Raw genomic sequence first — 20,165 nt, forward strand, 5'->3', positions numbered from 1 at the left:
CCAAAGGGGTTGTCACAGCCGACATGGTAAATCCGATCAGCGATTTTGAGCGTGGCGGGCATCGAATACGCTCGCTCGCGTGCCTACACTTTTCGCAAGCCTTGCAGCCGGGGCCGCATCGCGCCACAGTGGAAGGCAGCGCAAGAGACACAAGAAGGGGACACACATGGACGAGTTCTACACCGACGACCAGCGCATGATTCGCGACGCCGCGCGCGACTTTGCGAGCGGGCAACTGGCGCCGAATGCGGCGCAATGGGACCGCGACGGCAAGCTGCCCGACGAGGTCGTCAAGCAATTGGGCGAACTGGGCTTTCTCGGCATGATAGTGCCGCAGGAGCAGGGCGGCTCGTACACCGACTACGTGGCCTACGCGCTCGCCATGGAAGAGATCGCGGCCGGCTGCGCCTCGTGCGCGACGCTCGTGAGTGTGCACAACTCGGTGGGCTGCGGGCCGATCCTGCAGTTCGGCACCGACGCGCAAAAGGACCGCTGGCTGGGCAAGCTCGCGAGCGGCGAGCTGATCGGCGCGTTTTGCCTGACCGAGCCGCAGGCAGGCTCCGAGGCGAGCAACCTGCGCACGCGCGCCGAGCTGCGCGACGGCAAGTGGGTGCTCAACGGCAACAAGCAGTTCGTGACCAACGGCTCTCGCGCGAACATTGCCATCGTGTTTGCCGTGACCGATCCCGACGCCGGCAAGCGCGGCATTTCCGCGTTCATCGTGCCGACGGACACGCCGGGCTTCAATGTCGGGCCGCTCGAGAAAAAGATGGGCATCCGCGCTTCGGACACCTGCCCGATCTCGCTGGTGGACTGCGAGATTCCAGAAAGCAATCTGCTTGGCGCGCGCGGCGAGGGCCTGAAGATCGCTTTGGCGAATCTGGAAGGCGGACGCATTGGCATCGCCGCGCAGGCGTTGGGCATCGCGCGCGCGGCCTTCGACGCGGCGCGTGCCTATGCGCACGAACGCGTGCAGTTTGGCGAGCCTATTATCAAGCATCAGAGCGTGGCCAACCTGCTCGCGGACATGCACACGCGCATCAACGCGGCGCGCCATCTCGTGCATCACGCGGCGCGGCTGCGCACGCTTGGCAAACCGTGTCTTTCCGAGGCTTCGCAAGCCAAGCTCTATGCTTCCGAAATGGCCGAGGAAGTGTGCTCCCACGCGATTCAGATTCATGGTGGCTACGGCTTCCTGAATGACTATCCGGTGGAGCGTCACTACCGCGATGCACGCATCACGCAGATTTACGAAGGCACGAGCGAAGTGCAGAGGATGGTGATTGCACGGCAGCTTTGAAATGAAGTGAGGAAGACGAAGCAACAATAAGCGAGCGCGTATGCGCCATAACTATGCATGGGACGGAGTAAGTGCTTTGCCCTAACTCCGGCTCGACAGGAGACGACGATGACCGGGTTCACCCCTTCCGCGCAGGCCTTCATCGACGCACGCGAGTTGCTGCTGCGTCACCGTACCGACTACGCTCGCGCGTACGAGGAATTCGCGTGGCCGAAGCTAGACATGTTCAACTGGGCGCTCGACTACTTCGACGTGATGGCGCGCGGCAACGACAACCCGGCGCTCTGGATCGTCGACGACCTCGCGGACGGCGGCACGCGTTATTCGTTCGCGCAGATGTCGGAGCGCTCGTCTCGCATGGCGAATTTTCTGCGCGAGCAGGGTGTGACGCGTGGCGACCGCTTGCTGTTGATGCTGCCCAATCGCGTCGAACTCTGGGACGTGATGCTGGCGGCGATGAAGCTGGGCGCCATCGTGCTGCCCGCCACGACACAGCTCTCGCCCGACGACGTGCGCGAACGCGTGGAAACGGGCGGCGCGCGCTACGTCGTCGTGGACGCCGCCGAACTCGGCAAATTCGATGCGCTCGACCGAGGCGTGAAGCGCATTGCGGTAGGCGCGGCGCCCGGTGCGTGCGAAGGCTGGATCGACCTTTCGCACGCGTACGATGCAAGCCCCGCGTTCGAACCCGACGGCCCGACGCGCGCCACCGACCCGCTCCTGCTCTATTTCACGTCGGGCACGACCTCGAAGCCCAAGCTCGTCGAACACACCCACGAGAGCTACCCCGTAGGCCACCTTTCGACGATGTACTGGATCGGCCTCGTGCCCGGCGACGTCCACTGGAACATCAGTTCGCCGGGCTGGGCCAAGCACGCGTGGAGCTGCTTCTTCGCACCGTGGAACGCGCAGGCCTGCGTGTTCGTCTACAACTACGCACGCTTCGTGCCGAAAGACACGCTTGCCGCAATCGTGCAATGCGGCGTGACCACGCTTTGCGCGCCGCCCACCGTCTGGCGCATGCTCGTGCAGGAGCCGCTCGCAACCTATGCGGTGAAGCTGCGCGAGATCGTGGGCGCGGGCGAGCCGCTCAATCCCGAGATCATCGAGCGCGTGCGGCATGCGTGGGGCATTACGATCCGCGACGGCTACGGCCAGACCGAAACGACCTGCCAGATCGGCAATTCGCCGGGCCAGCCCGTGGCGGCGGGTTCGATGGGACGGCCGCTGCCGGGCTACCGCGTGGAACTCGTCGATGCCGACGATCGGCCCGCAAGCGAGGGCGAAATCGCGCTGCCGGTTGGGCGAGATTCGGCGCAGCGTCCGCTCGGCCTGATGACGGGCTACGCGAATAACCCGAAGGCGAGCGAATACGCCATGCGCAACGGCTACTACCACACGTCCGATGTCGCCTTGCGCCGCGACGACGGCTACTACGTCTACGTGGGCCGCGCCGACGACGTGTTCAAGTCGTCCGACTACCGCCTGAGTCCGTTCGAACTGGAAAGCGTGCTGATCGAGCACGAGGCGATCGCCGAGGCGGCGGTCGTGCCAAGTCCGGACGAATTGCGCCTGTCCGTGCCGAAGGCCTTCGTCATCGTGCGCCAGGGCTTTGAGGCGGGCCCCGAACTCGCACGCGAGGTGTTCCGCTTCTCGCGAGAAAAGCTCGCGCCGTACAAGCGCATTCGCCGCCTGCAATTCAGCGACCTGCCCAAGACCATCTCGGGCAAGATCCGCCGCGTCGAGCTGCGCCGGCGCGAAATGGAGCGCAGCGCCGAACCCGCGCGCCAGCCCGACGAGTATTGGGAAGAGGATTTCCCCGAGCTGCGCTGATATCCACACGGAGTCCGAAATGATCGAATTCGAGTACGCGCATGAGGGCGCGGTGGCCCTGCTCACGCTTTCGCGGCCGCCTGCGAATGCCTTTACGGTCGACGGTTTGCGTCAGCTCCAGCAGGTCGTCGAGGCGTTCGACCGCGAGCCGCAGGTGCGCGCGGTGGTCATTACCGGCAGCGGGCCGAAGTTCTTCAGCGCGGGCGCCGACCTCAATGCCTTCGCCAGTGGCGATCGCGAGGTCGCACGCACGGCGGCGAGCGCATTCGGCGCGGCATTCAAGGCGTTGCAGAAGGCGCGGCCCGTGGTCCTCGCGGCAATCAACGGCTATGCGATGGGCGGCGGCCTGGAGTGCGCGCTCGCATGCGATATCCGCATTGCCGAGGCGCATGCGCAGCTCGCGCTTCCCGAGCCTGCCGTGGGATTGCTGCCCTCCGGCTGCGGCACGCAGACCTTGCCCTGGCTCGTGGGCGAAGGCTGGGCCAAGCGCATCATCCTCACGGGCGAACGCGTGGACGCGCAAACGGCGTTGCGCATCGGTCTCGTGGAGGAAGTCGTCGCAACGGGCGGCGCGCGCGAGGCCGCGCTCGCCATGGCCGCGCGCGTGGCGGGCTTGAGCCCGCAGGCGGTCACCTTCAGCAAATCGCTGATCCATCAGGCGCGCAACGGCGTGCCGCGCGGCGCCGCGCTCGCCGTCGAGCGCGAGCGCTTCGTCGATTTGTTCGATTCGCCCAACCAGCGCGAGGGCGTCAACGCGTTTCTGGAGAAGCGCAAGCCACGCTGGCATATTGAAACGGAGAACTAGGCAATGAATGCAACACCCGCTTCCGCCCAGGCTGCAACGGAAGCCGAACAGGACGTGCTGTTTCGCGTGGTCAATCGCGTGGCGATCGTCACGCTCAACCGGCCCGCTGCGCTCAATGCACTCTCGCACGCCATGGTGCGCGAGCTGGCCGTGCTGCTGGAACGCGTGCGCACAGACGAACGCATCGTCGCGCTCGTGCTGGAAGGAGCAGGCCCGAAAGGCTTTTGCGCGGGCGGCGACGTGCGCGCGATCTATCGGCTCGCGTGCGAGAAAGCACGCGAAGGCGCGAACGGCTGGCAGCAGTTCTTCGTCGACGAATATCGCCTCGACTACGCGCTGCACACGTTTTCCAAGCCGCTCGTCGCGCTGCTCGACGGCGTGACGATGGGCGGCGGCATGGGTCTCGGCCAGGCGGCGGCGCTGCGCGTGGCGACTTCGCGCACAAAGATCGCGATGCCAGAAACGCGTATTGGCCTCTTGCCCGATGTGGGCGCAACGCACTTCCTCGCGAAGATGCCGGTGGAAATGGCGCTTTACGTGGGCCTGACCGGCGCAATGCTCAGCGGCGCGGACGCGCTGCATTGCGGTCTTGCGGATGCCTGCGTGCCGGGCGAATGGCTCGATGGCTATGAGGCGCGTCTGCTGGCGGCGCAATGGTCGGGCGATGTGCATGCTTCGTTGCGCGAAGTATTCATCGCGCCGTGTCACGAGGCTAACGATGGTGCGCTCGCTTCCTTCACGCCGCTCATCGTGCGGCACTTCGACCGCCGTCTGCGTGTCGAACAGATCGTCGCATCGCTACGAGCCGACCTCGAAAGCGAACACGCGCAAGCCGAACGAGCGTGGCTCGAAGCCACACTCGAAGCGCTCACGCACTATTCGCCCACGATGCTCGAAGTCACGCGCGAAGCACTGCTGCGCGGCCGCCAGATGACGCTCGCGGAGTGCTTCCGCATGGAGCTTGGCATCGTTGGCCGTGCGATCGAGGAAGGCGACTTCTGTGAGGGCGTGCGTGCGCATCTCGTCGGCAAGGACCGCAAGCCGCGCTGGGCGCCCGCGACGCTCGTCGAAGTCCGGACCGAACGCGTGCAGCATTTTCTGGCGTCGCCGTGGCGCGGCGAGGCGCATCCGCTGGCTGACCTCGGCCAATAGCACATCAGTCGGAGGATTCGCGCGCCGACGGCTCGCGCAGGGCGGCGAGCCGCAGTTCACGTTCGGCGCCAGCTGCGGGCGCGCCATGGGAAGGGGCCTGCGCACGCGACAGCAGACGCAGCGTGGCGACCGAACCTGCCACCGCGAGCAGCAGCGGAATCGCAAGATCGTGATTCGCGTGAGTGAATTCGAGAATCAACACGGTCGCGGTGATGGGCATCTGCATCGAGGACGCGAGAAACGCACCCGCGCCGACGATCGCAAATGCCCCCGGCGACAGACCGGGCCACACATGGTTCACGAGCCCGGCGATCACGATGGCGAGCAGTGCGCCGTTCGCGAGCCCCGGCGTGAGCAGGCCGCCCTTGGCGCCCGCGCGCAACGTGGTCGTCGTGATGAACACGCGCAGCACGAGCAGCGTGGCCGCAAGGCCGATGCCGAGATTGTCGTCGAAGCTCAGGCCCGTCGCGCCCTTGCCGTTGCCGAGCAACTGCGGAAACCAGATGGCCAACAGGCCAATGCCCGCGAAATTCACCAGCGTGTAGAGCGGCAGCCGCCAGTCTTTGGGCGAGGCGTCGCGCGCGCGGCTCGTCACGCGTGAGAATGCGTGCGCGGCCGCGCCGAACAGCGGCCCGCAGAGCACCGACCACACCACGAGCTGCGCATTGATGCCATAGGCGGGCACGTGGTATTGCTGCGCATCGCCGAGACCGATCCATGCGATCACGGCCGCAATGGCCGAGGTGCTGATCGCCGGCACCGCCACCGACCAGCCGAACGTGCCGAGCAGCACTTCGAGCACGAACATCGCACCGCCCAACGGCACGTTGTACACGGCTGCGAGCCCCGCACCCGCGCCGCACGCGATCATCACGCGGCGCTCCGCCGCGGTGAGGCCCGTTTGCTTCGCGAGCCAGCTCGCGAACGCGGCGCCGATCTCGCGCGGCGCGACTTCGCGACCAAGCGGCGAACCCATCGCGACGGTCACGATCTGCAGCAGCGCGTGCACGGTGGTCGCAAAAATGGGCATGCGCTTGCCGCCCGGCTTGATCGCCGCGCTGATGCTCACGAGCGGGCGCGCGTAGCGGTAGAGCGCCCACCATCCGCCGCCGCCAATCAGCCCGCACGCCACGAGTACCGCCACGCGCCGCCAGGGCGCGGTATCCGTCACGCCCTGCAGAAAGCTCTCCTCGCCGATGATGTGTCCCGCCCCGTAGCCATAGGCGACATGCTGGATCGCGTGCAGCAGCAGCGCGAGCAGCATGCCGCCGAGACCCGCGCCGATGCCGGTGAGCACGGTCACGCTCGCCAGCGTGACGAGCGGGCTGCGTGGAGGCGGACGATCGGCGTTGGCGCGCAGGCGCGGAGCGGGTTGGGGCGCGGGCTGGGGCGAGAAGGATGACACGGCGGGAAGACAGGCGTGGGAGTCGCCAGGCGACGGGCTGGCGCCCATTGTAGCGAGGGCATGCGGGCGGCGCGTCGAGCACGTTCAGCGCGCCCGGTAAAAGCGAAAACGGCCGCCGCGAGTCACGCGGCGGCCGTTCGAATCGATGCAGCGCTTACAGGTAGCTGCAGACGTAGTCGAGCGTCTCGACCACTTCGATGTCGAAACGGCTCTTGCCCGGCACCGAGAACGACTCGCCGGCGCTGTAGGTCTTCCACTCGTCGGTGCCTTCGAGGCGGATGCGGCACTGGCCGGCCTGCACTTCCATCAGTTCGGCGGCGTCGGTGCCGAAGTTCAGCGTGCCCGGCAGGATCACGCCAAGCGTCTTGCGCGAACCATCGGCGAACAGCACGGTGTGCGAAACGCACTTGCCGTCGAAGTAGACGTTGGCGCGTTTGATTACGGAAACCTGGTCGAATTGTGCTGCTGCCGTCATGGCGGTCTTCCTCTGTCTTCGTGAATGGAAACGGGCGCCGGGCCGACGTGTCGTCCGGGGCGAGGCCGCCATCATACCGGCACTCGGGCGCGGCGGGCGCCTGGCACCGCCCTGCCGCCGTATGAGTTGCGAATTGAACGTTTACAAAAAAGTGACGAGTTATTACAATCGTTATCACAAATGCGAATCATACGCATTTGCAACTACGATAATTCGCCGACCAACTCGCTAACTCATGTCCGTCCATTTCCCGACGCGGATGCGTGCCATCGCCTCCGTCGCTGCGCTCCATTGCTCAGGTTTCTTCGCAGCGCCTCTCGTTCACGCGCAAACCGCGCCCGCCGCCGATAGTCCCGCCGCCGCGAGCGCAGCCGCAGCAATGGCTGCATCGTCCGCCGGGGCCGCGGAAAGCACGCTGCCCGCCGTGAAAGTCGTTTCGGCGCCTTCCGAGATGCAGACCAAAGCGCTCGACTCGTACAAGTTCACCGCGCCGCTCATCGACACGCCGCGCTCGATCACGGTGATTCCGGAGCAGGTGCTCAAGGAGAAGAACGTCACGACGTTCCAGGACGCGCTGCGCACGGTGCCCGGCATCACGTTCCTGGGCGGCGACGCGGCGGCGAATCCGTCCGCGGACCGGCCCGTGATTCGCGGCTTCGAGTCGCGCAACTCGATCTTCGTGGACGGCATGCGCGACTCTGGCGTGCAGAACCGCGAAACCTTCGACGTGCAGAACATCAGCGTCATCAAGGGCCCGGACTCGGTATATGCCGGGCGCGGCTCGGTCGGCGGCAGCATCGACATCACGACGAAAACGCCGCAGGCCGACAACTTCATCAACGGCAGCGTGGGCCTTGGCACCGATAGCTACCGGCGCGCCACCATTGACTGGAACCAGACGCTCAACGACACCACCGCGTTCCGCCTGAACGCCATGGGCCACGACGCCGACCAGGCCGGCCGCACCGACGTGTACAGCAAACGCTGGGGCGTGGCGCCCTCAATCGCGTTCGGCCTGAACACGCCGACCACGGTCACGGTGAGCTACTACCACCTGAACACCTACGACATGCCCGACTTCAGCGTGCCGTTCCGCTCGACGGGCGGCACGCCGGTATCGTCCAACCGCGGCCAGTTCTACGGCCTGAATTCGCGCGACTACCGCTACGGCCAGACCGATACGGGCGAAGTGAAGGTGGAGCACCGCATCAACGACGCGTGGAAAATCAAGAACACGACGATGTTCGGCCGCTCGACGCTCGACTACGTGGCGACCAATCCGCAGTTGACGAACGCGACCTCGAACATCCTCAGCCTGCAGGCCAAGAGCGGCAAGTACGCGACCAACAGCGTCGCGAACCAGACCGAGGCTTCGGCCAGGTTCGACCTGTACGGCATGCGCCACACGTTCACGGCGGGCGTGGAATTCAGCCACGAGCAGGACCTGTACGAGGGCTATCTCGTGACCGATTCGGCCGGAAACAACATTCGCTCGGGGGGACCGTGCGCGATTGCGTATAACTGCGCGTCGATCAACAACTGGAACCCGAATAACCCGTGGACGGGCAGCATCGTCCTCAACGGCGACAAGAGCTTCCCGGGACCTGCCACGCATACGCAGACGAACATCGCTTCGGCGTATATGTTCGACAGCGTGCAGCTTTCCGAGCGCTGGATCTTCAACGCGGGCTTGCGCTTCGACCGCTATGACGTGAGCGCGCAGCAGGCGGGCGTGGCCGATCTGTCGAACACGTCGAATCTCTTCAGCTACCAGTTCGGCCTCGTGTTCAAGCCGGTGCAGACCGTGAGCCTCTATGCGTCGTATGGCACCTCGGCGAATCCGCCGGGCTCGAATTCAGGCCTTGGCGGCGGCACGGACCAGATCACGGCCACGAACAAGGACCTCGCGCCCGAGCGTTCGCGCAATATCGAAGTGGGCGCGAAGTGGGACGTGCTCGATCAGCGCCTCTCGCTCACCACGGCGTTGTTCCAGACCGACAAGACCAACGCGCGCGTGAGCGACGGCCTGGGCGGCACGATCAACGCGGGCTCGCAGCGCGTACGCGGCTTCGAATTTGGTTTCGCGGGAAACGTGACGAACAAGTGGTCGGTGTTCGGCGGCTATTCGTACCTCGATGCGATCACGACCGATGCCGGCCCGGCGAGCCCCGCGCTTTCCGGCCTGCCGATGATGATGGTGCCCAAGCACAACTTCACGCTGTGGACGAGCTACGACGTGCTGCCGAAGCTCAACGTGGGTGCGGGCGCAACGGTGTCGAGCCTGACGTATGCGTCGGTTTCGGCGACCTCGCGCAAGTGGATACCGGGCTATGCGCGCTTCGATGCTGCGGCGACGTGGCGTGTGTCGAAGAAGATCGATCTGCAGCTCAATGTGAACAACATCTTCGACAAGGAGTACTACCAGAGTGCGTACCCGATCTACGCAACCTGGGCGCCGGGCCGCTCGGCGGTGGTGACGGTGAACTTCTATCAGTGACCGCGAATGCCGCTCGCGGCGGTAACGGCGAGTCATAAAAAATGGGCGCTCGAAAAGAGCGCCCCTTTTTCATCGCCTGCGGGAATCAGCTCGGGCTTACTCCGGCTTCACCGCCACAGAAGCCTCGGAGGTCAGCATCATGAACGTGAAGCTCTCCTGCAGATACAGCTTTACGCTCTTGTCGTCATGCGACGAATAGCCGATCGACACATCCTGCCCGAGGTGGAACGCGAAATCGCCGCCACGCGTGCTCAGGATCGCGCCGCCTTCGATGGCCGGCGCCCAGATGATCTCGCCATTCACCAGGCGGCGAATGTGCTCGAGAATCGGATAGCCCTGGTCGCTCGCTTCGCTCACCGCCGTGTACGCATCGGAGCCGAGCAGCACCGCATACGGGCCGTCCACGCCTTGCAGGCGCAACTGTTCGAGCGCCTTGGCGATGACCGTCGGGTAATCGGCGATATCGGCCGGCATCGGCAGGACAGGATTCGACGAGCCCTCGCGGATGCCCGTGATCTGCGCGGCCCTGTAGCCATCGAAAATCGCGCGGTCTTCCGCGAACGCGAGGCGCGTGGCCGCGTCCTTGGCCGGCTGCCAGTCGGAGTCTTCGGCGCCGCGCTCCACGTCGTCGATGGCGTCGCGCGAAAGTTCGAACGGCACGCGCAATTCCACGATCGCCTTCACTTCGCGCTGGCGCGCGCGGATGCCTTCGAGCGGCGCTTCGATGCCGTTCTGGTGGCCGGTGCCCACTGCGGCGAGCGCCGGGCCGCCGGGGCCCTCGACGTCCACGACGCGGCGGCCCGCGAGCGAGCGCTTGAAGGTGCGCGCAACTTCTTCTTCGATTTGCGACCACGCGGCCGTGGAAATGGGCGCCAGCTCGCGATGGAGGTTATTCATACCGGGGTGCTCCTTTGAGGGATCCGATGGCGAGCGAGCCGTCCGCGCTCGGCGCGGCGGCTGGCTCGGTTTCTGTTTCCGATGCATGGGCGGCGCTCACCTCGACGGTGGGCGCGGCGCCCGGGTCGACTTCGGCGAGCGCTTCGAGCAGCGTCTGCGACGGCACGAAGAAGAGTCCCCCCGTGACGGCGCGGCTGAAGTCGAGCAGCCGGTCGTAGTTGCCGGGCGGCAGGCCCACGAACATGTTTTCGAGCATCTGTTCGATCGGCTCGGGCGAGCGCGCGTAGCCGATGAAGTAGGTGCCGAATTCGGCCGAACCGGGCCGGCCGAACGGCATGTTGTCGCGCAGGATCTTGATCTCGTTGCCCGCGTCGTCTTCGAGCGTCGTGAGCGAGCTGTGCGACCAGCTCGGCTTCACGGCTTCGTCGAGTTCGATGTCCTGGAGCTTGGTGCGCCCGATGATGTGCTCCTGGGCCTCCACTGAAAGCGCGTTCCAGCCTTTCATGTCGTGCATGTACTTCTGCACGAGCACGTAGCTGCCGCCGCAGAATTCGGGATCTTCGCTTTCGCCGATCACCGTGAAATGGACGGCGTCGTTGCCCGTCGGATTCTCGGTGCCGTCGACGAAGCCGATCATCGCGCGCATGTCGAAGTTGCGAAAGCCGTGCACTTCGTCCACGGTCGTGACCGCACCTTCGAGGCGCAACATGAGCTGGGTGGCCAGCTCGAAACAGAGGTCGGTTTCATCAGCGCGAATGTGCAGCAGGATGTCGCCCGGCGTGGCGATGGCCTTGCGCTCGCCGGTGCCGAATTCGCGGAACGGGTGCAGGCCGGCCGGGCGCGGCTCGCCGAACAGCTTGTCCCATGCGTCGGATGAAAAGCCGACCACGCACGACAGATTGCCGGCGGGCACGCGCTTGCCGACCGCGCGCACGAGGTTGGCGACGTCGGCGCACCAGGCGCGCACGGTGGCGCGGCTCGCGGCGTCGTCGTTGACGGTTGCGACGATGAAGAAGGCATTGCGCGTGACGGCGCTGGAGACGGACTGCGGTTCCTGCGTGAGAGAGGCCGGCGTCATGATGTGGGGTATCGCTCGTGAGTCCAGAGTCGGTTTGGGTTTTGCTGCGCCCGCATAGTTTAGCCAAACTCGGGGAAAACGGCCGTTTGCAGGCGAGTGGGTGCCGTGCGACGATAGTCATCGTGATATCGACGTGCCCTGACGGGTAGGCCGGAGCAAGCGCTAAAGCGCTAACTCCGGATCGACAGCTTTGCATGGGACCGGAGCAAGCGCTAAAGCGCTAACTCCGGATCGACAGCTTTGCATGGGACCGGAGTAAGCGCTAAAGCGCTAACTCCGGTCGACAGGAGACACACGATGTGGGACCACACCGAGCATGAAGGCTTCGAGATCTGGGTGCTGCCGATTCCGGCGTTCGGGCCGCGCGCGCCCGAGCCGCTGTTCCACTACAGCGGCTATATCTGCCGCCACGGCGCGGACGCCCATGTCGAAGGGCGAAGCGTGCGCTTTCACGACATGATGCGCAACTACACCGGCCCCGACGCCGCGCTCGACGCCGCCTACGCGGTCGCGCGCAAGCGTATCGACCGCTTCCATGCCACGGGAAGCTGGGGCGAGAGCCCGGCCTGAGCCTTCAATTTCCTTTTTAGCGGCCGCCCTGCACAATCAGCTTCACAGGCCGTCCTTCGCAGCTCACCTCGCCCGGCAGCGCGAGCGTACGCCAGTCCGCCGGTTGGCCTGGGGCGCTTAGATCGGAGGCGTCGTCGGGATAGGTCGTGACCACGTTGAACGGCCACGACCCGCGCCGCAGCCGCTCGTGGACGAGCGAGCCGACCCAGATCGGCGTGGGCTCCCCGCTGCTCGCGTGGCCATCGCCAGTGCCGTTTCCATTGCGCCGCGGCGCGAGCGCGTAGCCCGAAGGCCAGAAGCGCAGCACGTCGCGGCGGCTGCCCGGCTCGCCCGCGTCGCCTGGCTTCGCGGCGAGGCGCGCGCGGGCGAATACGAGCGGTGAGGGCAGGCCGTTGTTCAGCTTCGGCAGCAGCGGCAGCGACATCACGTCCACGTTCGGTGCGACGAGCGATAGCACGCTTCGCACGGATATCTGCGGACCTTCGGCCCAGCCCGCGTCGCGCAGCGCCGCGCGCAGGTCGTCGGCGCTCGCGGCCCACTGGATCGTCATCGGCTCGCGGCGCGCGCCTTTCATGTCGAAGCGATAGCACGCAAACGTCCTCCAGAGCGAATCGCTCCACTGCATTTGCGAGAGGACGACAGGCGGCGCCGCCGCGGTCGTGGGCGGCGTGGGCGTGCGCCCGGCCGGCACGGTCTGCAGCAGAACGGCGCCGACCAGCACGAGGAGCACGATGGGCGGCACGTATGCGCGTTGCGGCGGCCGCTTGGGGTAGCGCCAGAGCGAGGTGAGCACCACGATCGCCACCCAGATGGCTGCGAAGGCCGCGCCGCCGATCGCGTCCGAGAACAGGAAGCGGTCGAAATAGAGCCCCGCGAACGCCACCGCCACGATGATCGCGTTGCCGAGCGCGGCGACGAGCGCGGCCTCCAGCATGCTCGCGCGGCGCACGAGCAGGAACATCACGAAACCGTAGACGATCACCATCGACGACACGCGGTCGCTCGGGAACACATAGGCCTCGACGGCCTGGCCGCCGCCTGGCGACGTATGGTGGATCACGAAGCGCAGGATGAAGATGAGCAACTGCGAAACGGCCGCCGCGATCATCCAGTAAGCGATGGTGCGCCAACGCCGCTCCAGCACCATCCAGATGCCCGCCGTCGCGATGAGCGCCGCGAGCGTCCAGGTGCTGCCGAGCGTTTCGACGCGCGCGAGGGCCGCGTCGGCCCAGGTGGTGCGGATCGACTGCAGGAACTGGCGCACGGACTGGTCGATTTGCACGAGCGGCGCGCCGCGCAGCACGTTGCCGAGCACATAGGAAAACACGGCCGCGCAGATCGGCACGAGGCCCGTGATCACGATGACGGGGCCGAGCGCGGGCTGCGCCGGGTCGAGCAGGCGGGCGATGCGCTTCGAGGCGCGCCCGGGATGCTGCGCCGCCCACTGCGCCGCGCTGCGCCGTGACGCGCCGGCCCAGCTGTCGATGTGCAGGAGCAGCATGCGCACGAAGCGCCAGATGAGCCAGACCGCGAGCGCGACGATGCCGATGACGACCACCAGCCGGAACGACACTGCGCCCGCGAGCTGGAGCGAGGCGCCGAACACCACGCCCGGCACGATATGCGCGGGCGCCCAGACTAGCGCGGAAATCACGTTCATCATGAAGAAGCGCATGGGCTTCATGCCGGCCATGCCCGCGACGATCGGCACCACGGCGCGCAGCGGCGCGATGAAGCGCGCGAGGATCACGCTGCGCGTGCCGTGGCTCACGAAGTAGGCGTGCGCGCGCTCGAGAATGGCGGGGTGGCGGCTGAACGGCCACATCTGGGCCAGCGAGCCGCGGTAGCGATGGCCGATCCAGAAGCTCACGCCGTCGCCGGCCACCGCGCCCGCAATGGCGCAGACGAACAGCCAGCCGAGGTTGATGGTGCCGGTGGCGGCGAACGCGCCGGCAACGAACATCGCCGTGCTGCCGGGAATGAACGTGCCGACGAACGCGAGCGATTCGAGGAAAGCGGCGACCACGACAAAGGCGAGCGTCCACGTCGCGTGCGCGGCGAGCAGGTGCAGCAAATGATCGTAGGCGTGCTCCATGAGCGGGGCGGGTTCGTTTGCTGGGGCTCGCGGGACGGGCGCGAGATCGGGCGGGTGCCGGTCCGCACCGGCGTTGCGCAACTAGCCGCAAGCGGCGTGCGGGACCATCAGGCGCAATATAACCGGGCGCGCGCAACTACGTGCGACGCGAGGCCGGGCGGGGCGAAGCGAGGGGGCGAAGGCGGCGGTCGCGTCGCGCGGCGGCGACGCGCAAGGGGGGCGGCGTATCGCGGTGCTGCGCTGCGAGTCCGGGTACGGCCGGGACTGACTCAGATAACACCTTTCTCTTTCAAGCCGGCGAGCTGTTGCGCCGAATAGCCGAGCATCGACTGCAGGACCTCCTGCGTGCCTTCGCCCAGTTGCGGAGGCGCATGCCGCACGGGCAGGCGTTCGCCGTCGAAGCGCCACGGCGGCGCGAGTACCGGCGTCGTGCCGCTTTCGGTATGCGGATGCGGCTGCTGCGTGACGAGCCCGCCAAGCGTTGCGCGCGGCGACAGCAGCGCCTCGCGCAAGCCCGCCACTTCGCCGCACGGGATGCCCGCGGCCGCGAGACGTTCGAGCAGGAGTTTGCGCGGACGGCTGCCCAGTTCGCGCGTGAGTTCGGGCACTAGCGTGTCGCGGTTCTGCCCGCGCAGGATGTTGGTCTTGTAGCGTGCGTCGTCGGCGAGGTCGGCGCGCTCGATCACCTCGCGGCAAAAGCGCTCGAACTGCGCGTTGTTGCCCACGGTGATGACGAGCGGACCATCGGCCGCATCGAACACGCCATACGGCACGATAGACGGGTGCGCATTGCCGTAACGCGGCGGGTCCTCGCCGATCAGCAGCGCTTCGAGGCCGTAGTAAGCGGTAATCATGAGGCCGCAATCGAACAGCGCCATCTCGATGTGGCGCCCGCGACCCGTGCGCTCGCGCTCGTAGAGGGCGGCGAGCATTGCCTGTGCGGAATACATGCCCGTGAAAAGATCCACGGCCGCTACACCGAATTTGAGCGGCGGCTGGTCGGCTTCGCCGTTCATCGCCATGAGGCCCGTTTCGCCCTGCACGACGAGGTCGTAGCCGGGGCGTGTCGCTTCGGGTCCCGTGCGGTCGTAGCCCGAAATCGAGCAATAGATGAGACGCGGATTCTCTGCGCTCAGCTGCTCGTAGCCGAGCCCGAGCTTCTGCGCGCCGCCGAACTTGAAGTTCTGCACGACGATGTCGCTGGTTTTCGCCAGCTCGCGCACGATCTGCTGGCCTTCGGGCGTTTGCAGATCGAGCGTGATCGAACGCTTGTTGCGATTCACGCTGTTGAAGTACGCGGTCTCGGTCTTGCCGACGCGCACGCCCCAGTCGCGCGTGTCGTCGCCGCGGTCTGGATGCTCGATCTTGATGACCTCCGCGCCGAGATCGCCGAGCACCATCGCGCTCCACGGTCCGGCCAGTACGCGCGAAAGATCGAGCACGCGCACGCCCGCCAGGGGCAAGCTGTTTTTATCCGTCTGCATCAACAGGTACTCCTGGTTCGTTGTCGGGGCAACGCAGCCGCCCCTTCATGGCTCACGCCGCCTCACGCCCCAATGCGATATAGCGCGCGAGATGATGATCCTCGTCGCCGAGCTGATGATCGATCATCACGAGCCGCTTTGCATAGTGCGCGAGCGGCAGTTCCCACGTCATGCCGATGCCGCCGTGCAGCTGGATCGCTTCTTCGGCCACGCGCGCGCCGATGCGCCCGATCGTGTACTTGGCGGCCGAAAGCGCACGTTCGCGCTGCGCGCGCGGCGCGTCGATCGCCGCTGCCGCGTTGATGACCGCCGAGCGCGCCTGCTCGATTTCGAGCAGCACGTCCGCCATGCGATGCTGCAACGCCTGGAAGCTGCCGATGGGCAAACCGAACTGCTTGCGCGTGCGCAGGTATTCGAGCGTGAAGTCGCGCGCGATTTCCATCGCGCCCACGGCCTCCGATGCGAGCGCGACGATGCCGTATCCGCGTGCATGTTCGAGCGTCGCGAAGCCGGTGCCTCGCGCGCCGACGAGCGCATCGGCATTCACCTTCACGTTGTCGAGCGTCACTTCCGCTGCGCGGCCGCCGTCGAACTTGCGGTAGCCACGCAAGCTCACGCCCGCTGCGTCGCGCGGCACGAGGAAGAGGGAGACGCCTGCTTCGTCGAATTCATCCCCGGAGGTACGCGCCGAAACGAGCAGCACATCGGCGTGTTCGGCGAGCTGCACGACGCCCTTCGCGCCTTGCAGCACCCAGCCATCGCCGCTTTTCTCCGCGCGCGTCCCCACCCGTGCGTCCTCGTAGTGCGAACCCGGCTCGTCGTGCGCGAGGGCGGCGATTTGCGAGCCGTCGATGAACGAGGCAATGCGCGCGCGCTGCGCCTCGCTGCCCGCGTGGGCGAGCGCGCGGCCGACGATCAGCGTGTCGAGGAAAGGCTCGACGACGAGTCCGCGCCCGAGCGCTTCGAACACCACGGCGACATCGAAGCCCGCGCCGCCAAAGCCGCCATCGGCCTCGTCGAACAGCGCGCCGATCACGCCGAGTTCGGCGAAGCGCTGCCACATCCCTGCGCTAAAGCCTTCTTCGGAGCGCGCGATTGTATCGCGCATATTGAAACCGTATTGCTCCGTGATGAAACGATTGAGCGTGTCCGCAAGCATGCGGCGGTCTTCTGTGTGCTGGAAGTCCATGGCGTGCCTCTCAAAGATCTCAAAGACCGAGAATCATCTTGGAGATGATGTTCTTCTGAATTTCGTTGGAGCCGCCGAAAATCGACAGCTTGCGGTTGTTGAAGTATTGCGCGGCGGCGCTGGCGGCTTCATCGGGCCCGATTGCCTCGTCGGCATACCCTGCTTCGAGCGCTTCCTCGACGAACGGCGTGGCATACGGTCCCCTCGCGCGGCGCAGCAGCGAGGAAATCTCCTGGCGGATCTCGGTGCCTCGAATCTTGAGCATCGAGCTTTCCGCACCGGGCGCGCCGCCGCCCGCCACCGCAGCGATCACGCGCAGGTTGGTCGTCTTCATGTTCTCCAGATCGATTTCGACCTTGGCGATGCGCGCCGCAAATTGCGGGTCTTCCGCGAGCGCCCTGCCGTTGCGGGTGATTTTCTGCGCGGCGCGCTTCAGGCGTGCGAGCGCCGCCACCGAAAAGCCCACGCCTGCGATATTCGTGCGCTCATACGTGAGCAGATATTTCGCGTAGGTCCAGCCGCGGTTTTCTTCACCAACCAGGTTCGCCACCGGCACGCGCACGTCGGTGAAAAATACTTCGTTTACCTCATGTTCTCCGTCGAGCGTGACGATGGGGCGAAGCTCGATGCCCGGCGTGTTCATGTCGATCAGCAGGAAGCTGATGCCTTCCTGCTTGCGCACGTCGGTGGCGGTGCGCACGAGGCAGAAAATCATGTTCGCGTAGTGGCCGAGCGTGGTCCACGTTTTCTGGCCGTTCACCACGTAATGGTCGCCGTCACGAACGGCTGTGGTGCGCAGCGAGGCGAGGTCCGAGCCCGCGCCCGGTTCCGAGTAGCCCTGGCACCACCAGTCCGAACCGTCGAGAATGCGCGGCAGCCAATAGCGCTTTTGCGCCTCGCTGCCGTACTTGATGAGCACGGGCCCGAGCATGTTCACGCCGAACGGCACGATGCGCGGCGCGCCTGCAATCGCGCATTCGTTCTCGAAGATGAACTTCTGCACGGCGCTCCAGCCGGGGCCGCCGTATTCCTGCGGCCAGTGATTCGCGAGCCAGCCCCTTTCGTGGAGGATGGCGTGCCATTGCGCCATGTCGTCGCGCGTAAGGTGCCGGCCGTTGCTCACCTTGCTGGCAAGGCGCTGCGGCAGCCGGTCGTTCAGGAACGCGAGCACTTCGCTGCGAAACGCCTCTTCTTCGGCGGTGAATTTGAGGTCCATGTGTGAAAAGCTCCTTCAGGGCACATTCAGGCCGATTGATTGAGGCTCGCGAAATTCTCGCCGCGCTCGACCAGTCCGACGAGCAGCGGCGAAGGACGCCAGAACAGCGGATCTTCTTTCGCATACTCGCGGATATCGGCGAGCACGTTGGCGAGGCCCACGGTATCGGCGTACTTCATCGGACCGCCGCGATAGCGCGGGAAACCGTAACCGTAGAGCAGCGTGACATCGACATCGAGCGGGCGCAGGGCGATCTTTTCATGCACGACGTTCGCGCCTTCGTTGATCATCGCGGCCATGTAGCGGCGCATGATGGCTTCGTCGCTGAAGCTGCGCGGCTCGATGCCGACACGCTCGCGCTCGGCGCGGATGATGGACTCGACTTCGGGATCGGGCGTGCCCGTGCGTGCACCTTCCGGGTAGAGATAGAAGCCGCGGCCCGTCTTCTGGCCGAACCAGCCGCGCTCGCAGATGCGGTCGGCGATCTGCACGTAGCGCGCCTTCGGGTCGCGCGTGGCGGCGCGGCGCTTGCGCGTGGCCCAACCGATGTCGCCGCCCGCGAGATCGACCACCTGGTACGGGCCCATCGGAAAACCGAAGTCGCGCACTGCCTTGTCGATCTGATAGGGCGAAGCGCCGTCTTCCATCAGATGATCCGCAGCCGTGCGGAACACCGCGAGAATGCGGTTGCCGATGAAGCCGTCGCACACGCCTGCGCGCACCGGCACCTTGCGCAGCTTCTTCGCCAGCTCGAACGCCGTGGCGACCACATCGGCGCTCACCTGCTTCGGCACCACGATTTCGAGCAGCTTCATGATGTTGGCGGGCGAGAAGAAGTGCAGGCCCACTACGTCCTGCGGGCGTTCGATGCTGGCCGCAATGGCGTCGATGTCGAGATACGACGTGTTGGTCGCGAGCACGGAGCCGGGTTTGCACACGCGGTCGAGTTCGGCGAACACGGCCTGCTTCACGGCCATGTCCTCGAACACGGCTTCGATGACGAGATCGGTGTTCGCAAGCGCGTCGTACGAGGTGCTGCCGCTAAAGCGCGCGAGGATCTGCGCTTTCGCCTCGGGCTTCATGCGGCCCTTGGCGATGAGGCCGTCGTAGACCTTTTCCACATGGGCGCGGCCGCGCGCTAGCGAGGCGTCGTCGCGCTCGATCATCGTCACGGGCAGCCCCGCGTCGAGCACGGCCACGGCAATGCCCGCGCCCATCGTGCCGCCGCCGATCACGCCGACGGTGTCGATCGCGCGCGGCTTCGCGCTCTTCGTTTCAGGGGCCTTCTGCACCTCGCGCTCGGCGAAGAATGCGTGCACGAGACCCGCGCGCTGCGGGCTTTCGAGGCACTCGAGGAACTGCTTGCGCTCGAAGCGCAGGCCTTCGTCGAACGAAAGATCGAGCGCGGCCTGCACGCAATCGACGATCTTCAGCGGCGAGAAGAGGCCGCGCGACTTCTTTGCGGTTTCGGCGCGGGCGGCGTCGATCGCGGCTTGCGCCTGGGCGCGATCGGCGAGCGCCCGGGCGTCGCGCGTGCGTCGCACCGGGGCATGACCCGCGAGCAGTTCCTGCGCGTAGGCGAGGCCTTCGGCGAGGATGTCGTCGCTCGCGCCCACCCGATCGACGAGGCCCAGCTTGTGGGCTTCCTGCGCGCTCGCGTGACGGCCGCTCAGCATCAGCGAGAGCGCCGCTTCGGCGCCGATCAGGCGGGGCGTGCGTTGCGTGCCGCCGGCGCCGGGCAACAGGCCCAGCTGCACTTCGGGCAGGCCGAGCTTCGCGCCCGCCACGGCGAGCCGGTAGTGGGCCGCGAGCGCCACTTCGAGGCCGCCGCCGAGCGCCGCGCCGTGAATGGCGGCGATCACCGGCTTGTGACAGGCCTCGATGCGGTTGCAGACGTCGGGCAGCGCGGGCGGCTGCGGCGGCTTGCCGAATTCGCGGATATCCGCGCCGGCAATGAAATTGCGCCCGGCGCCGATGATCAGCACGGCCTGCACGGCGTCGTTCGCCTCGGCATGCTCGATGGCGGCGGCGAGGCCGCGGCGCACGTCCACGCCCAGCGCGTTGACGGGGGGATTGTCGACGGTAACAAGCAGCACCTTGCCGCGCAGTTCATGAGTGACGGGGGAGGCGTTCACGGGATCGGATGCCATGGCGATGCTGTCTCCATAA

15 protein-coding genes are annotated in these 20,165 nt (G+C 66.3%); 6 read left to right on the plus strand and 9 right to left on the minus strand.

The window, feature by feature from the left end:
- Positions 1-166: 166 nt before the first annotated feature.
- From M3I53_RS15270 to M3I53_RS15285, 4 genes are all read left to right on the plus strand, one after another.
- Positions 167-1,300, plus strand: coding sequence for an acyl-CoA dehydrogenase family protein (locus M3I53_RS15270; RefSeq protein WP_254316750.1), 1,134 nt, complete (start codon positions 167-169; stop codon positions 1,298-1,300).
- 108 nt (positions 1,301-1,408) lie between these two features.
- The gene (locus M3I53_RS15275) at positions 1,409-3,133 is read left to right on the plus strand and encodes an AMP-binding protein (protein WP_254316752.1); all 1,725 of its coding nucleotides are present in this window, start codon (positions 1,409-1,411) and stop codon (positions 3,131-3,133) included.
- A 19-nt stretch (positions 3,134-3,152) separates the two neighbouring features.
- Positions 3,153-3,938 (plus strand): enoyl-CoA hydratase, encoded by a 786-nt coding sequence (locus tag M3I53_RS15280; protein WP_254316753.1) that lies wholly within the window; start codon positions 3,153-3,155, stop codon positions 3,936-3,938.
- A 3-nt stretch (positions 3,939-3,941) separates the two neighbouring features.
- Positions 3,942-5,090: an enoyl-CoA hydratase/isomerase family protein gene (locus M3I53_RS15285; protein ID WP_254316757.1), complete on the plus strand. Its 1,149-nt coding sequence runs from the start codon at positions 3,942-3,944 to the stop codon at positions 5,088-5,090.
- A gap of 4 nt (positions 5,091-5,094) precedes the next feature.
- Here the strand turns inward: M3I53_RS15285 and M3I53_RS15290 are convergent, their stop codons facing one another.
- Complete coding sequence (locus M3I53_RS15290; RefSeq protein ID WP_375542532.1) at positions 5,095-6,495, minus strand: chloride channel protein; 1,401 nt, start codon at positions 6,493-6,495, stop codon at positions 5,095-5,097.
- Between the two features lie 154 nt (positions 6,496-6,649).
- On the minus strand, positions 6,650-6,970 hold the full coding sequence (locus tag M3I53_RS15295) for a pyrimidine/purine nucleoside phosphorylase (protein WP_254316758.1): 321 nt from the start codon (positions 6,968-6,970) through the stop codon (positions 6,650-6,652).
- A 235-nt stretch (positions 6,971-7,205) separates the two neighbouring features.
- Here M3I53_RS15295 and M3I53_RS15300 point away from each other — a divergent pair, with 235 nt between their 5' ends.
- On the plus strand, positions 7,206-9,467 hold the full coding sequence (locus M3I53_RS15300) for a TonB-dependent siderophore receptor (RefSeq protein WP_254316760.1): 2,262 nt from the start codon (positions 7,206-7,208) through the stop codon (positions 9,465-9,467).
- Positions 9,468-9,563: 96 nt separating this feature from the next.
- Here the strand turns inward: M3I53_RS15300 and M3I53_RS15305 are convergent, their stop codons facing one another.
- Both M3I53_RS15305 and M3I53_RS15310 read right to left on the minus strand, forming a co-directional pair.
- Positions 9,564-10,364: a family 1 encapsulin nanocompartment shell protein gene (locus M3I53_RS15305; protein WP_254316761.1), complete on the minus strand. Its 801-nt coding sequence runs from the start codon at positions 10,362-10,364 to the stop codon at positions 9,564-9,566.
- Positions 10,357-11,442: a Dyp-type peroxidase gene (locus M3I53_RS15310; protein WP_254316763.1), complete on the minus strand. Its 1,086-nt coding sequence runs from the start codon at positions 11,440-11,442 to the stop codon at positions 10,357-10,359. The genes M3I53_RS15305 and M3I53_RS15310 overlap by 8 nt, the downstream gene beginning before the upstream one ends.
- A 297-nt stretch (positions 11,443-11,739) precedes the next feature.
- Between M3I53_RS15310 and M3I53_RS15315 the strand changes: the two genes are divergently transcribed.
- Complete coding sequence (locus M3I53_RS15315) at positions 11,740-12,012, plus strand: hypothetical protein (protein ID WP_254316765.1); 273 nt, start codon at positions 11,740-11,742, stop codon at positions 12,010-12,012.
- A gap of 16 nt (positions 12,013-12,028) precedes the next feature.
- Here M3I53_RS15315 and M3I53_RS15320 read toward each other — a convergent pair whose 3' ends face one another.
- The 5 genes from M3I53_RS15320 to M3I53_RS15340 form a co-directional block, all read right to left on the minus strand.
- Positions 12,029-14,107 (minus strand): VTT domain-containing protein, encoded by a 2,079-nt coding sequence (locus tag M3I53_RS15320; protein ID WP_254316766.1) that lies wholly within the window; start codon positions 14,105-14,107, stop codon positions 12,029-12,031.
- 269 nt (positions 14,108-14,376) lie between these two features.
- Positions 14,377-15,591, minus strand: a complete 1,215-nt coding sequence (locus M3I53_RS15325; protein ID WP_254316767.1) for a CaiB/BaiF CoA-transferase family protein — start codon at positions 15,589-15,591, stop codon at positions 14,377-14,379.
- 52 nt (positions 15,592-15,643) lie between these two features.
- A complete protein-coding gene (locus M3I53_RS15330; protein WP_254316768.1) occupies positions 15,644-16,780 on the minus strand; it encodes an acyl-CoA dehydrogenase family protein in 1,137 nt (378 codons plus the stop codon).
- 19 nt (positions 16,781-16,799) lie between these two features.
- Positions 16,800-17,996, minus strand: a complete 1,197-nt coding sequence (locus tag M3I53_RS15335; protein WP_254316771.1) for an acyl-CoA dehydrogenase family protein — start codon at positions 17,994-17,996, stop codon at positions 16,800-16,802.
- A gap of 26 nt (positions 17,997-18,022) precedes the next feature.
- The gene (locus M3I53_RS15340) at positions 18,023-20,146 is read right to left on the minus strand and encodes a 3-hydroxyacyl-CoA dehydrogenase NAD-binding domain-containing protein (RefSeq protein WP_254316772.1); all 2,124 of its coding nucleotides are present in this window, start codon (positions 20,144-20,146) and stop codon (positions 18,023-18,025) included.
- Positions 20,147-20,165: the final 19 nt, after the last annotated feature.

Origin of the sequence: Paraburkholderia sp. CNPSo 3272 (genome assembly GCF_024206495.1) — a bacterium.
In the GTDB taxonomy this organism is placed as follows: domain Bacteria; phylum Pseudomonadota; class Gammaproteobacteria; order Burkholderiales; family Burkholderiaceae; genus Paraburkholderia.

Excerpts from the sequence above, each read along its gene's own strand:
- M3I53_RS15340 (WP_254316772.1), bottom strand. The coding sequence starts at position 20,146 with ATGGCATCCGATCCCGTGAACGCCTCCCCCGTCACTCATGAACTGCGC.
- M3I53_RS15295 (WP_254316758.1), bottom strand. The coding sequence starts at position 6,970 with ATGACGGCAGCAGCACAATTCGACCAGGTTTCCGTAATCAAACGCGCC.
- M3I53_RS15300 (WP_254316760.1), top strand. The coding sequence starts at position 7,206 with ATGTCCGTCCATTTCCCGACGCGGATGCGTGCCATCGCCTCCGTCGCT.
- M3I53_RS15325 (WP_254316767.1), bottom strand. The coding sequence starts at position 15,591 with ATGCAGACGGATAAAAACAGCTTGCCCCTGGCGGGCGTGCGCGTGCTC.
- M3I53_RS15335 (WP_254316771.1), bottom strand. The coding sequence starts at position 17,996 with ATGGACCTCAAATTCACCGCCGAAGAAGAGGCGTTTCGCAGCGAAGTG.
- M3I53_RS15270 (WP_254316750.1), top strand. The coding sequence starts at position 167 with ATGGACGAGTTCTACACCGACGACCAGCGCATGATTCGCGACGCCGCG.
- M3I53_RS15280 (WP_254316753.1), top strand. The coding sequence starts at position 3,153 with ATGATCGAATTCGAGTACGCGCATGAGGGCGCGGTGGCCCTGCTCACG.
- M3I53_RS15305 (WP_254316761.1), bottom strand. The coding sequence starts at position 10,364 with ATGAATAACCTCCATCGCGAGCTGGCGCCCATTTCCACGGCCGCGTGG.
- M3I53_RS15275 (WP_254316752.1), top strand. The coding sequence starts at position 1,409 with ATGACCGGGTTCACCCCTTCCGCGCAGGCCTTCATCGACGCACGCGAG.
- M3I53_RS15315 (WP_254316765.1), top strand. The coding sequence starts at position 11,740 with ATGTGGGACCACACCGAGCATGAAGGCTTCGAGATCTGGGTGCTGCCG.
- M3I53_RS15320 (WP_254316766.1), bottom strand. The coding sequence starts at position 14,107 with ATGGAGCACGCCTACGATCATTTGCTGCACCTGCTCGCCGCGCACGCG.
- M3I53_RS15330 (WP_254316768.1), bottom strand. The coding sequence starts at position 16,780 with ATGGACTTCCAGCACACAGAAGACCGCCGCATGCTTGCGGACACGCTC.
- M3I53_RS15285 (WP_254316757.1), top strand. The coding sequence starts at position 3,942 with ATGAATGCAACACCCGCTTCCGCCCAGGCTGCAACGGAAGCCGAACAG.
- M3I53_RS15310 (WP_254316763.1), bottom strand. The coding sequence starts at position 11,442 with ATGACGCCGGCCTCTCTCACGCAGGAACCGCAGTCCGTCTCCAGCGCC.